General features: G+C 59.5%; 8 protein-coding genes. 2 read left to right on the top strand and 6 right to left on the bottom strand.

Annotation, left to right across the window (positions count from 1 at the left end):
- The first annotated feature begins 2 nt into the window (after positions 1 to 2).
- Positions 3 to 1,826: an asparagine synthase-related protein gene (locus DWU98_RS03770; protein WP_115494081.1), complete on the top strand. Its 1,824-nt coding sequence runs from the start codon at positions 3 to 5 to the stop codon at positions 1,824 to 1,826.
- Here the strand turns inward: DWU98_RS03770 and DWU98_RS03765 are convergent.
- The 6 genes from DWU98_RS03765 to DWU98_RS03740 all read right to left on the bottom strand — a co-directional run bounded on the left by DWU98_RS03765 (position 1,775) and on the right by DWU98_RS03740 (position 10,521).
- Positions 1,775 to 4,354 (bottom strand): hypothetical protein, encoded by a 2,580-nt coding sequence (locus DWU98_RS03765; RefSeq protein WP_115494080.1) that lies wholly within the window; start codon positions 4,352 to 4,354, stop codon positions 1,775 to 1,777. The genes DWU98_RS03770 and DWU98_RS03765 overlap by 52 nt on opposite strands.
- A complete protein-coding gene (locus DWU98_RS03760) occupies positions 4,354 to 7,068 on the bottom strand; it encodes a TonB-dependent receptor (protein WP_115494079.1) in 2,715 nt (904 codons plus the stop codon). Before DWU98_RS03760 ends, DWU98_RS03765 begins: the two co-directional genes overlap by 1 nt.
- A gap of 113 nt (positions 7,069 to 7,181) precedes the next feature.
- Positions 7,182 to 8,168 carry a FecR family protein gene (locus DWU98_RS03755; protein ID WP_115494078.1) on the bottom strand — a complete coding sequence of 329 codons (987 nt, stop codon included), beginning with the start codon at positions 8,166 to 8,168 and terminating at the stop codon, positions 7,182 to 7,184.
- 5 nt (positions 8,169 to 8,173) lie between these two features.
- Positions 8,174 to 8,719 (bottom strand): RNA polymerase sigma factor, encoded by a 546-nt coding sequence (locus DWU98_RS03750; protein WP_158544943.1) that lies wholly within the window; start codon positions 8,717 to 8,719, stop codon positions 8,174 to 8,176.
- 204 nt (positions 8,720 to 8,923) lie between these two features.
- Entirely contained in the window at positions 8,924 to 9,919 is a 996-nt protein-coding gene (locus tag DWU98_RS03745; RefSeq protein WP_115494076.1) for a FecR family protein, read from the bottom strand.
- Entirely contained in the window at positions 9,916 to 10,521 is a 606-nt protein-coding gene (locus DWU98_RS03740) for an RNA polymerase sigma factor (RefSeq protein WP_115494075.1), read from the bottom strand. The genes DWU98_RS03745 and DWU98_RS03740 overlap by 4 nt, the downstream gene beginning before the upstream one ends.
- 341 nt (positions 10,522 to 10,862) lie before the next feature.
- Between DWU98_RS03740 and DWU98_RS03735 the strand changes: the two genes are divergently transcribed.
- Positions 10,863 to 13,538, top strand: coding sequence for a TonB-dependent receptor plug domain-containing protein (locus DWU98_RS03735; protein ID WP_158544942.1), 2,676 nt, complete (start codon positions 10,863 to 10,865; stop codon positions 13,536 to 13,538).
- Positions 13,539 to 13,549 lie beyond the last annotated feature (11 nt).

Raw genomic sequence — 13,549 nt, 5'->3', positions numbered from 1 at the left:
CCATGTTCCGATTCATCGCATTCGCCTGGGACGCGGCCGATCAAGAGCAAGCGACAGGAGCCCATCGGCTGTCTCGACAGGTTCGGGATCAGTACGGCTCAGGTAGCTACATCCTGAACTGCGACGGGCTCGTCGTTCATTGGGTGGATGCCCGAGAAAGGTCCAGCGAGCATTATCTGCTGGCTGATCACCGGGGAGTCGTGCTCGGAAAGCTCTTTAAGCGAGAGTCAGGAGGTGACTTCCAGTCGCCAGAATGCAGACTCAATGCCGCCGCAACTCAAAGCATCCTCGCCAACGGCGGCCGCGGCATCATCACCAACTACTGGGGTCGCTATGTTGCATTTCTAAGAGACTCCAGTGGGAACGTGGTGCAGGTAATTCGTGACCCCACGGGATCGCTCCCATGCTTCATGACCACCATCGCGGGGATCCGTGTGTTCTTTTCATACATCCACGATTGTGTGCGTCTCGGGGCTCAATTTACCGTGAATTGGGACTATGTGCGGGTACAACTGGCAGCGAACGTAAACGAGAGACTCAACGGCACGGGCCTCAATGAAGTGGTCCCCATCCACTGCGGCGAATGCGTGAAACTCGGACCCCACGGCCTCCAACGCCAGTTTTACTGGAACCCGTTTGACGTTGCCGGAACGCAACGGTGCACCGACCCGATGCAAGCGTCGGCTGAGCTACGTCAGGTCGTCCGCACATGCGTTCACGCCTGGGCTTCGTGCTACGACACAATCTTGCACCGCCTCTCAGGCGGCATCGATTCTTCGATCATCGCGATGTGTCTGGCGAGCGCACCCACACGCCCTCAGGTTACGTGCTTCACGCACTTTTCCCCGGGCCCCGATTCCGACGAGCGCGAATATGCGCGTCTCGTCGCCAGACGCGCAGGTTTCGAGCTCGTTGAACATCCTCGTCGGATTGAGACGTGCCTGGATCTACTCGCAGAGCTGGTGCCCCACCCTCATCCGTTTCACGCACGCTATGCCATTGACTATAGTCGTTATGAGTCGCACCTCGCGCGGGAGCGAAGCGCCACGGCGATATTGTCAGGCGAATGGGGGGATCCCCTATTTTATTCGGAGCCGGCCCACATGCTCGCCGCGATCGACTGCGCTCAGCAAAAAGGGATCGGTCGAGCGCTTATCCGTGCCTCGCTGGATACGGCACGGATCGAGGGCCTTTCGATGTGGCGCGTGCTTAGGCATGCCATTGCTGCCCGGTCAGACACACCCGCGGCATTCGATCCTCGGCAGCAGCTTCCTGCCGGGCACGGATGTTTGACCGAAGAGACCGCACTCGCCGCGGCTCGCGATGATCGCTTTGTGCATCCATGGCTCAGAACAGCCGCGCGTACAACACCAGGTAAGATGGCGCAGGTCTATGCGTCCACGATGGTTGACTTTCACCCGTTCTATGATCCTCTGGGGCGAGAGGACGATCCCGAGCAATTTGCGCCACTCAACTCCCAACCGATTGTCGAACTCTGTCTCAGAATACCAACCTTCGTTCTCATTGATGGCGGCTGGGACAGAGCGGTGGCGCGCCGGGCGTTCCTAAACGATCTGCCGCTGCAGGTCGCCACGCGACGCACGAAAGGGGGTGTCGAGGAGTACCAAAAGGCGTCGCTTACACACAACGCGGCCCTGGCGCGCGCATACCTACTTGACGGGGCGCTCGCTTCACGCGGCCTGCTGAACCGTACTGCCCTCGAAGAAATGCTTTCCGGTGAACCGACACGGACTCGCACACCTGTCGGGCTCCTTTACTGGTACTTGTGCACAGAAGCTTGGCTTTCGCAGTGGGACCACGCTTGATTCCCAGAGTGCCCGACAGCACCGCTTGAGTTGACTCCGGCTTCATACTGCCTGCGAAGCTCCTGCCAGCGCTCGTACTGTGCGGCCTTCGCCGGATCAGGATCGACCTCATTCTCTAGCCAAAAGGCGAACCAATCGACGTCACCTTGCTCAGACATATACCGATACAACGGGTGCACCAACTGGTGCGCCCCGAGAGGAAGGTGAATCATTTCCACGGGTCGCTGATGCCGCTTCAGCAATACATACATGTCCCAGAATTCGGGCACATGGGTTCCATTAAGCTCAAGGCGTAACGGCGTGCACACCTTGTCCAAATGAAATGCAGGGGATCGCTTGATCCACTTCTGGATTCCGTCGCCCCAAAGCTCAGCACCGATCATCTGTTGCTCGAAATCCGCCATCCCTGCCGGATACGGGATCCCGAAGTCAAGGACATAAGCGAAAGGCGTCGCTTGTACTGAATCCGCAATTGTAGCGGCAGCGATCGGGTATTTTGAGAAGGTGAGCGCATACTGGACATTCATCCCTGCCCTGCTGAACCCAATGAGACCCACGCGGGTACGGTCAATGAAGCCGCGGTCACTTAGCTCATCAATCGCGCCTTCCATTTTGGCGACGAACTTCGGATTCTCTGCGTCACGATCATAACGCCACGTCAGGTCTTTCGAGTCAGCCTGACTCGGCGAAAGTGTATGTGGCGGCATTTGCAGAACAACCATACCCTTGTTTGCCAGAGCACGCGCGGCATAGGCAGTTGGTATACCTCCCGGACCATCCACCAGGAATTCGTGCGGATAGAAGAATTCGGTTTGCAGCACCAACGGGTAATGGCGGCCCGGGCGGAAACCCGGCGGCAGGATCAAGGCACCGCGATACCGCCTACCCATTCGGTCTTGCCATTCGAAGATCTCGCCGTGGCCCAGTGTCAACCCTCGAAGCTGTGGGTTGAGGTCGGTAATGACGCCCTTTCGGCTAGTCTCCCGGTCCGACGCCATGATTTCAGGAGGCGTATTGAGGTCCTCTTCAATTTGCAGCGCCAACCGAGGCGGCGCCCAACGCACCAACGAAGCGGATATCTCCACCCACCGGTGCCCTCGTTCTCGATAGTACTTGACTTGCGGCGAAGCCGTAGCTTTGTCCAGCCACTCGATTCGTACATCGCCTCCCGCCAACCAACGCACGCTACTTATCGAGGACTCCCGATCGCCAATACGGGCATACGTGCCAGACGGGACGTCCACTTCTACCACCGCCGGCGCGGCCTTGCGCCGCGCGAGCTCGCTTCCTTTGGGTACATCCAGCGGTAGATATGATGTACCCAGGATCACCTCCTTACTGTCCGCAGACCACCGTATCTGGGTTCCCCACCCCAAGTCACCGGGCGCATTGAGGAGTGGTCTGATCGTGGCATGGGCCATATCAAGAAGGAGAAACTCTTTAGCCCAAAACGCACGCGGCGCTAACGCCGTCGTTGGCGCCAATGCGTCGAGTGCCGCGCGGAGCTGCTGGGTAGGTGGCCACGGCTCGGTTGCCATATGACACCAGTGGTCCTCGCTGCAAAGATTGTCCTGCACGAAGGTGTAGTTAGCCCACGACAATGGAATGGACCGCGCAGTTGCAAGCAGGATCGCCCAGCGGCCATCCGGCGAGATCGAGATTTCGTTGGGCAGAGGAAGTGTCCCAAATGCGGTCGCTACCCAATTAAGGCCGGTGTCGAGCCGCACAGGCACGCTGGAGTTGCTTTTCCTCAGGAAGAACGCGAGGTCGCGGATATCGCCGTTTCGCGGATTGGTGATCGTCAGATTCTTAATGGTCGTCGGGCCGACGACGTAGCCCCTGCGGTTTCTCTCCGTCCAGTCGGGAAAGACAGGTGCGGAATACACCAGCGCGCCTTGTCGGTCGAGATCAAAGGTGAACACTCCGGCGGGCGTATCCGTCAGTTTGTTCAATGCATGTGTGCGCAGATTCAACGAATAGAGCTGACCGGCTTCTTGCTTGCCGGTCCTTCCGATGAAGGCGAGTGTGGCATTACCCTGCCATCGGACGCTCTCGATCGGCGCCTTTCCCGAGGACGAGCGAAATACTGCCAGTATTTCGCCCGGGGGCCGCTTTTGGGGCCGCTTTGCATTTAAGAAGGTGAGGATGTCCTTCGTCTTGAAGAGCACGAGATCGTCTTCAACTTCGTCGGTGGCCAGATGGCCTCGGCGCAGGACCACCACAAACTTCTGGCCATCGGGAGACCGGTTGAATTCCTGCTGCCCCCCATCGGTGTAGGAGGGAGCCGGGTCCACGATTTTCGTCATGTCGATGGAATCGATCACGGTAAATGGCCGCTTGTGCGTGGATGCAGCTGCTACCCGACTACTTATCAGGCCCACCACGACAATGAACGCACTGGCGGCCGCCAATACCCGACCGACGCTTCCCCTGCTTGCGGTCTCGGCTCCCGGCTTGAAACACGCTGTGCTTGAAGCATTTAGCACGACCGCCACGATGGTCGTGAAAAGCCTGGGTAGCTCACGCATTACAGAAACTGCTTCCTGATAGTAATGCCCAAAAAGCGACCGACAGAGGAATAGTTCACAGAATCATACGGGGGAAGGTATGGAACCGTATTACGGATACCGTCAGGCGCCTTATTCAAGATATTCAGCGCGGACAGTCCAATGTCGAAGTCCCGAAAAAATCCGTCGCTTGCGGTCGAACGGATCTGTGCGACGGCATCGAACGTCACGAAAGAACCCACCCATTCGAGGGGCGCGTAGCGGTTATCCCACTCCCCGCCAATATAGTTAACAGTACCCGTCAGCGTCAGGTTGGATCGCTCCCATGTCGTGCTCGCCCGTGCGTGCCAGTGCGGCGGGTAGAAGATAAAGCCCGCCTCCTGCGCTATAGGCTGGCCGGCGCTAAGCTGGTGGTCGCTCTCCAAGTAGCTGGCAGAGCCTGCAAAGCTTAAGTGGCTCCTCGCACCGGCATCCATGTCGTAGTTCCCGGTTAGATCCACTCCCTGAGCATGACTGCTAGCGACGTTGCGCAGTGTGGAATCAATAATGGCGGAAACGTTGGATGGATCAAATGCCACCGTCGTCCCAGTTTCGTTGTCAAGACCGGCCGGAACTTTCGCGATGGTGTCGAGCACCTGCTGCGCCGTCGGATTGTAGATGATGAATTGGTTGAAAATCGGGTTGCCAAACCCCGAGTTGGCACTTACGGCGAAAGGAGTGTCAACTTGGTCAACGTACCGGACACCGAAATAGGTTGCTTCCAGACTCAGCCCTTCAACGGCGCGTGGGTGAAAGGCGAGGGAGGTCGTCCACGTCGTCGCGCGCTCCGGCTGAAGCGGGGTTAAGCTGTGGCCGCTAATGGAGAGTACCGGTCCACCGCCAGGCGGCGGAGGGTCGTAGTCTGTTGCTGGACTGAGCAGCGCAAGCAGTGCCTCATCGTCTTGGTAGAGCGTAGCGGCTTTGAATGACTTGCCCCATGTCGCCCGAACGGTGACATCGGTGGTCGGCGCGAAGATCAACCCGAGCTTCGGCGTGGCGACGCTCCATAACCCGCTGTATTTCTCATAACGAGCCGCCGCATTGAAGGTCAGAGAGTGGAGGAGGTGGAGATTCTCGTCGGGACTTACGAACGGGACCGACAGCTCTGTGTACCCGAAATAGACGTTTTGGGAGTCGGCAGCGTCCAACGGCGTGGTAGTGGTGCTAGCGATCGTCTCGACCTCAACTTGAGTAAGCCCGGGTGAACGATAGCCGCCGCCCACGGCAAGCCGTGCATCGCCTCCGGGCGCTGAGAACAGCGGGCCCTCCGCATCGAGTTCGGCAGAGTTCAACGTATTGTCATAGGTGATTAGGGCCCGAAGGTACTGGGCGCCTTGCACAAAAAACTGAGAGTTATACGTCATTTTGTTGCGCGCGTACGTCCCACTCAGCGAAGCCTCCCATCCACCAGGGAGTTGGTAACGCAGACTCGGCGTCACCTCATAGGACTCAACCCGCGGCTGACTGTATAGACCATAAAAAAATACATTGGCGGTGGTGCTAAAGGCACTTTGCTGTACTGAGGTGCGGTCATTGATGAAAGCATCGAGATCCAATTCAAGCCCGTCGGTCAGGTTCTGATGACCCGCCAGGACCACGCTGTGCTGCTCCTGTCCCGGCACGAGGGAATCCGTACCATTCAACATCTGAGTGTAGGACCGATCGCTCGCGTTGATGGCGGTATACCGGCTGTAATTCAACGCCACGATCATTCCCCCGGATGCCCATCTATCGCCGGTTGTCACGCCATATTGCTGTTGCTGATTGCCGCCATCGGTCGACCCGCCGTACTTCGCTGTCGCCTCGATCCCTTGAAAGTCTCGTCGCAGAATGACGTTCGCGACACCAGCAACGGCGTCCGATCCATAGACCGCTGAGGCCCCGTCGGTTACGACTTCGATCCGGTCGACGGCCGCTATCGGGATCGCTGAGATATCCACTCCTGAATCGATCGCATCGTAGGCGACTCGATGGCCGTTGATTAGCGTCAGGGTTGCGTCTGGCCCGAGACCTCTCAAATCCAGGGCCGAGGAATTATCCAAGTTGTTAAATCCGCCTTGGTCACCACCCCCCGAAACGCCGGGATTGTCACCGCCGCTGAAGTTTTGAGGGAGGCTTCTGATTGCATCACCGAGGTCAGCATAGCCGCCGCGTGCCATGTCCTCTTGAGTCAGAGTAGTCACCGGAGACGCCGGCGGTGCGCCGCGAATTCGTGATCCTGTGACCGATATTTCTTCGAGTTGAACAGACTTCTCACTTTGCTCTTTCAATTTCTGCGGCCCCTGCTGCGACTCTTCCGCAGCAGCATTTTGCGTCTGGTTACCACTCGACGTGCCCGCATCGGACGTCGGCGAACCGGGCTGACGAGCCGGATTGTCTTTCGTTCTACTGATGACCACGCGTGATCCAGTTACTGTGAACTCAAGACCAGACCCACGCAGGAGCGTTTTCAGCCCCTCGTCGATCGTGAAGGTTCCCTGGAGCGCAGGACTTGTCTTCCCGGCCACCAAGTCGGGGGAAAACAGCAGATCAACGCCACTGGCAAGCGAGAAATCGCGTAGCGCCTGATCCAACGGCTCCGGGGCGATTCGATACGCGTGCGTCGCCGATTGGGCTGTCGCAACGTCAACAAATAATATGCCGCTACATGCCAGGATCGCGGCAAAACGAATGATCAGCGAAATCGTGCGCTTCATCGGTTCTCCCCCACCGGCTCCATCGAGCCCGTGCTTGTGGTTCTGTCGAGAAGGAAGAACGCGTGTGGCGAAAAACACCCCCAGAGAAAAACCAAAAAATATATTTGCCGTGTCTACCGTTGTCCGTCGTCTGTCCGGCGCACCAGCCCCAGCCTCCCGTCGGCGTGCCTGACCGCCTGTACTGGGAAAGACGACTCCAGCGTCGCAACGAAGCTCGCCACGTTACCGGCGCGAACCACACCGCTCACGCGGATGTCCCGCACAGAGGGATCATCGATCGCGATGGGTGCGGGCAGGTATCGATTCGCCTCCTCGACCGCCACCGCGAGGGGCGTGGCATCGAAGATGAGTTGCCGATGGATCCAGGCGCTGGCGCGTGCGAGGTTCACCGGCTCGACACGATGCTCGCCCCCGACGGTATCCAGGGAAAAGCGTTCGCCTGCGGTGAGCAGCGTCGGCGCAGGCACTTTGCCGAGTAAAGGCGCAGAAGTGATCTGCACCTTTCCTTCAACGAGGGTGACGGCGATGTGCCGCTCGGCGACCCGCACATCGAATACCGTTCCTACGGCGCGTACTTGTGCGGAGTCCGCATCGACAATGAAAGGGCGCGTGGCATCTTTGGCGACCTGAAAGCGGGCTTCTCCGCGGGTCAAGCGGATCAAGCGTAGGTGCCGAGCCAGCTTCACCGTCACTTCGGAGCGCGTATTCAAGGTGATGATTGATCCGTCGGCCAGGCTCAGTGTTCTCAGCTGCCCCGACGATGTTGTGAATGTGCCAGTGCGGATGCCGTCCATATCGCTGACCAAGTAGGCACTCACGGTCAAGAGCACGAGGGCAGCGGCCAGACTCATGCGCCACCGGGTCCACAGACGCTTGTTCTTGCCCCATCGTCGCTCGCCGACCAGGGGGCGCGCTGTGATGTCCGGGCCGGCCGCGCGCCACGCTTTCTCGACGCGCGCGTACGCCTCGGCATGACGCGCATCCTGCTTCAGCCACTGCGCGAAACGATCCTCGTCAGCCAGCGTGCGCTGATCCGAATGGGTACGCACAAACCAGGCAATGGCCTCTTCGTTAGCTGTATAGGTCGGTTCCTGACTCATGGCCCCTATCCTTCGATCTCATCGAGATGTTGCACGAGGAATCGCAGCGCGGTGGACATGTGCTTTTCCACCGTGCCCATCGTGATGCCGAGGGCTTGGGCAATCTCCGTATAGGTCAGTCCATCGATCCGCTGCATGGTGAACACCTGCTTCGCCCGCGGTGTCAGCCGCTCCATCAGTTGCGAGACCCGCTGCACGCGTTCCTGGGCATCGCAGATGCGCTCCGCGGACGGCGCCTCCCTCGCCGCCTCATCCTCCTGGGGCTGATCGCCCCGCATCCGTATGCGGTTCCGGCGCAGTTGATCGAGCAGCACGCTTCGTGCGGTCAGGAAGATATAAGCGGGGCGAGTTTGGGGAATGAGCAGGCGCTGGCGGGCCAATCGCACCAGCACGTCCTGGGCCAGATCCTCTGCATCCGCGCGGCTGCGCAAGCGACGTTCAAAGAAGCGTCTGAGCGGTTCGCGGTAGCGCCCGACGAGCACGTCCGCTTCCGACTGGCCCGCTACCTCGATGACGGCCGAAACGTCTGCCGCCCCGTTCTTATTTCCCACTGCGCCCTCACGAACTGCCCGTGCGCCCGCCGCTCGCCCATCGGCCAGGGGCGGAACAACCGCTCATCGTTATAAACGACCCACGCCGGAATTTCCCCCAGAGAGATTGGGATGAAGGGCGATGATCGGGCGTCGGCCCCTTTGGCATCCTGGCGGGTGCCTCAGCCGCTGTCACTACCTACCGAGCTTACGCTTAGGCTCGGCCTAATGCCGCGCGAGCACCGCGCGCGATAGCACGATTTCGCCGTTTTGGCGCATGGCCCGCAGCGACCAGCCGTGTTCGAGGACCAAGACCAGCCCGTCCTGATCGCCGGTGCGGAAGGTGCCGCTGATCCGGATATTCGCCAGCGTCGGGTCTGCAAGGCGCACCGGCGTGGTCGAATAGCGATTCATTTCGGCAACCAGCCGCCCCAGCGGCCAGTCGCTCACCTGCAGACTGCCCTGAGTCCAGGCGCTCGCCGACGCCAGGTCCACAGGGGTGACCGACCATTCCTGCCCGGTGCGGTCAAAGCGCAATTGCTGCCCCGGCGATAGGGTGATGGGCGGATGCGGCTGCGTGGCGGCAGCGGCCCCCTGGACGATCACAGAGCCTTCCAGCAGCGTGACGGTCGCCATGGCGTCCTCTACCCTCACATCGAACTGTGTCCCCGTGGCGGTCACCGTACCGCCAGCGGCATGCACGATGAATGGCCGCTGCGCATCGTGCGCCACTCGGAATTGCGCCTGGCCCTGCGACAGGTCGATAAGCCGCCGCCGCGCGGCGAAGCGAGCCACCAGCTCGGTGTGGGTGTCGAGCACGACCACCGTCCCATCCGGCAGCGCGATACGCTCCCGCTCACCCACCCGGGTCTGATAGTGCATCGCCGGTGAAACCGGCGCCGATACCATCCGAAACGCCAGGAACACCAGGGCCGCGGCGCCCACCAGAAAGGAAAGGGCCCAGCGCCAGACCGGGCTGCCTCGCGATGCCTTGTCGCGCTCGGCCTCGTACAGCGCGGCGGCAATGTAAAGGTCGTCGCTCAGCTCGGCGCTGCGCTCCCAGATACTCTCTACCTCCCGGAACGCGGCCTCGTGCGCCGGATCGGCCGCGCGCCAGCGGGCGCAGGCTGCCCGTTCTTCGTCCGTGCAGTCCGGCTCCCGCAGCCGCACGAACCAGCGTTCGGCTTGGATGGCCATCTCGGGGACCTCGGGGTGACTCATGCCTCATCTTCCTGATACGTGCCCGGCGAGCCCGCTCCGAACCTGCGGCGAATGTGTACGAGCGCATTGGCCAGGTGCTTCTCGACCATCCGCACCGAGATCCCGCAATGCGTGGCCACTTGCCTGCTGGTCATACCGCGCAGGCGCGTCAGCAGATAGACCTGCCGGCACTTAGGGGGCAGCGCCAGGATTGCCTCGCGCAATAACACGCGCTGCTGTGCGGCCGCGGCCGCCTCTTCGGCGCTTGGCTCGTCGGATTCAATGCTTACATCATCCAGCGAAACGTGCTGCGGCACGCAGCGCGTGCGTGCCCTGCGTGATTGATCGTTCACCACGTTGATGGCGATGCGATACAGCATGGCTTTCCATGCCAACAGGGGATATGTGTCGCGATAGCGCGTCAAGCGCGTAAAGCTTTCCTGCGCTGCATCCTCCGCATCTTCATTCGTGCGGCTGCGTCGACGCAGGAAGCTCACCAGTGCATCGTACTGCGTGCGAAAGAACGCATCGTACGCATCGAGCCGACCGCCCCCCTCGACCGCGGTAACAACCGCCGGTTCAGGGGGCGCATCATGCAAAGCAGTGTCACGCCGGTTATCCATGAACTGTCTGCCCGCCCGCAGAAACTAAGCCGTGTCTGCATTCACGTGTGTCGTTTCAGACAGGTTACATGTTACTGCACGATCGCGCCGTCAGAGCAACCGAAACCTGCTGTCTTTTAGCGTTTCGTGAACAACCACGAAAGGAGGTTCGGTATGGGGCGAGCGCACGCGTATCAGGGGAGTTTGGGGATGGCCGCCAGCACACCCCAGAAGTTCTGGCCGCCCATTTCAAAACACACGTTCGGGTTTCGCCCATCAATAACGTAACAGGGAGATGACAACCGCGCTCATCCGGTGAACGACAGCAATCGCGCGGGTCCATGCCACGGGAGGGGAACCCAATGCACGCTAACGAAAACTATCAGAACCGAAATCAGAAGATCATCTCTTGTACGCGAACAATTCCCAAGACACTTCTGGCGAGCGCCATGTCTGGCGGTCTTCTCCTTCTGGTCCAACCGCTCATCGCCACGGCACAGGCAAGCCCTCAGCCATCTAGTTGGAACTTACCGGCAGGCCCGTTGGATCAGGCCCTGAACCGGCTCGCGGAACAAAGCAAACTGACGATTTCCTATTCGCCGGGTTTAGTAAAAGGCAAAACGACGCGCGGCTTGTCTGGCGCGCATACGCCGATCGAAGCGCTGCGCCTCCTCCTTACCGGCACTGGATTGACCTTCGATGCACTGAACGCCACAACGTTCGTGTTGCGCCCGGCACCTAGGCCGACACCGACTAATACCAAAGAGCAGACCTCTCAGGCTGAATCCGCCTCGCGACAGACCCCTGTTAACTTGGCGCAGGTAGCCGTCACGGGCACGCGGATCAGGGGCGCGCAGCCCTCGTCGCCGCTCGTGATGATCACCCAGGACGACATGCGGTTGGCGGGCGATAACGATCTCGGCGACGTGATCCGATCGCTGCCACAGAATTTCAGCGGCGGACAGAATCCCGGCGTACTTCCGGGCACCGGTGGAGATATAGCGAATCAGAACATCACGGGTGGCTCCAGCCTGAACCTCAGAGGGCTTGGGCCAGATGCGACACTGACTTTGCTCAATGGCGCACGGCTACCTTACGATGGCTTCAGCCAGGCCACGGACGTCGCGGTGATCCCCATCGCCGCGATCGACCGCATGGACGTGCTGCTAGACGGCGCGAGCGCAATTTACGGGTCAGACGCCGTGGGAGGCGTCGCTAACATTGTCCTGAAGCGCGATTATAACGGTGCGGAACTCACCGCCCGGACTGGCGGTGCGACCGATGGAGGCTATGGCCAAACCCAGGTCTCCCTAGTCGCAGGCAACACGTGGTCATCAGGCGGGCTACTCCTTGCGGCGGAAACAACCAGCGATGGTGCGGTGCGCGCGTCGCAGCGCGACTACCTCGGTTACATACCCAATTCTGATCAGCTGACGATCTATCCGAAGATGTCACAGAATGGAGTGCTGTTCAGCGGACACCAGGAGTTTGGTTCCAACGCCGAGTTTACACTCGATGCTTTCTTGACGAAGCGATCAATGACCGAGACCAGTTTGTACGCTGCTTCGGGCTTACAAAACTCCGATACGGACGGAACGATCTACGGCATCTCGCCATCGCTACGGATCACGTTACCGCACGACTGGTCAGTACGGATCAACGCCTTTGACGGCGAAGACAATACTGTATCGCAAGCCACCGGATTCTCGCTCACTACGGACACTCAGGCGTTTGTAACGAGCACAAGGTACAGCAATCAAACGCAATCCGCGGATGTGGACTTCGAGGGAGCACTCTTTGGCCTACCCGGAGGGGATGCGCGGATGTCAGTCGGCGGAGGTTGGCGCAAATCCGAATACAATCAGTTCGACCTTATCGAGCAGACTCCCTCGATCGAAGGATCACAGTCCGTCCGTTATGCTTACGATGAGGTTTATTTTCCGCTCATCACCGAGAGCCAGGAAATCCCTTTCGTCGATAGCCTCTCCTTCAACGCCGCAGCTCGCTATGACGATTACAACAGCTTCGGAGGCACCACCACACCCAAACTCGGCATGCTCTGGAGTCTCACGCCCAGTGTCGATGTCAGGGCAAGTTGGGGAAAGAGCTTCAAGGCCCCCACACTCACTCAGCTATATCAAGCGCAAAGCGCGACACTCTTTACCGCTTCCGCGGTCGGAGCATCCGGCGCTCCCAGCAACGCAACCGTATTGCTCAGGTCTGGCGGAAACCCAAATCTTGGCCCTGAGCGAGCTGATGTTGCGACCGCGGGAGTAGTGATTCGACCTTCATTCTTACCGGATGCCACGATCGATCTAGGGGCGTTCGACATCGACTACCGCCAACGTGTCGTTAATCCCTTTAGCTCATTCGTCCAGCTTGCTCAAGCGTTGAATGATCCTGCCTACACGACTTTCGTTACCCCCAATCCCACCCCAAACCAGCAGGCCGGAATCCTTCAGCCAGCGATCTTCACCAATGACACGGGGGCGGCTTACAACCCGAGAGACGTTATCGCCGTAATTGACGACCGCTATTTGAACGCTCAATCACAACACGTCAGGGGCTTGGATTTCGACGCGGATTATTCGCTCCAAGAACTAGACGCGTCATGGAACTTCAACATAAAAGGAAGTTTCATTACCAAGGGTGACCGTCAACTCATTGGCGTTCCGGCCACCGAAGACACTGTGGGGGTGGTGTCGTTTCCGCCAAAATTCAAAGGTCAACTTGCGGCGCGCTGGTCGCGCTCGGACTTCAGCGTGTCTAGCATCGTCAATTACCTGCGCGGCATACGCAACACGCTGCTGACACCCAGCCCGATGGGCAGCTCCATGACAACGGTTGATCTGGTATTTGACTATGCGGCCAGCCCAAACGTCCTTGACGGCTTCGGCTTCAACCTGTCGCTGACGAATGTGTTCAATCGACGTCCGCCGTTTCTAGCACCGATTGAACCTTATTACGTGAACTACGACTCGACAAACTACTCAGCATTAGGTCGCGTCGTCAGTTTCTCGATCACGAAGCACTTCTGAACGGCGAGCCC

Origin of the sequence: Dyella monticola (genome assembly GCF_003363155.1) — a bacterium.
GTDB classification, from domain to species: domain Bacteria; phylum Pseudomonadota; class Gammaproteobacteria; order Xanthomonadales; family Rhodanobacteraceae; genus Dyella_B; species Dyella_B monticola.
This window is presented reverse-complemented; position numbering and strand designations above follow the sequence as displayed.

What these genes read in the sequence shown, in the direction of transcription:
- DWU98_RS03770 (WP_115494081.1), top strand. Translation starts at nt 3, where the DNA reads ATGTTCCGATTCATCGCATTCGCCTGGGACGCGGCCGATCAAGAGCAA.
- DWU98_RS03765 (WP_115494080.1), bottom strand. Translation starts at nt 4,354, where the DNA reads ATGCGTGAGCTACCCAGGCTTTTCACGACCATCGTGGCGGTCGTGCTA.
- DWU98_RS03760 (WP_115494079.1), bottom strand. Translation starts at nt 7,068, where the DNA reads ATGAAGCGCACGATTTCGCTGATCATTCGTTTTGCCGCGATCCTGGCA.
- DWU98_RS03755 (WP_115494078.1), bottom strand. Translation starts at nt 8,168, where the DNA reads ATGAGTCAGGAACCGACCTATACAGCTAACGAAGAGGCCATTGCCTGG.
- DWU98_RS03745 (WP_115494076.1), bottom strand. Translation starts at nt 9,919, where the DNA reads ATGAGTCACCCCGAGGTCCCCGAGATGGCCATCCAAGCCGAACGCTGG.
- DWU98_RS03740 (WP_115494075.1), bottom strand. Translation starts at nt 10,521, where the DNA reads ATGGATAACCGGCGTGACACTGCTTTGCATGATGCGCCCCCTGAACCG.
- DWU98_RS03735 (WP_158544942.1), top strand. Translation starts at nt 10,863, where the DNA reads ATGCACGCTAACGAAAACTATCAGAACCGAAATCAGAAGATCATCTCT.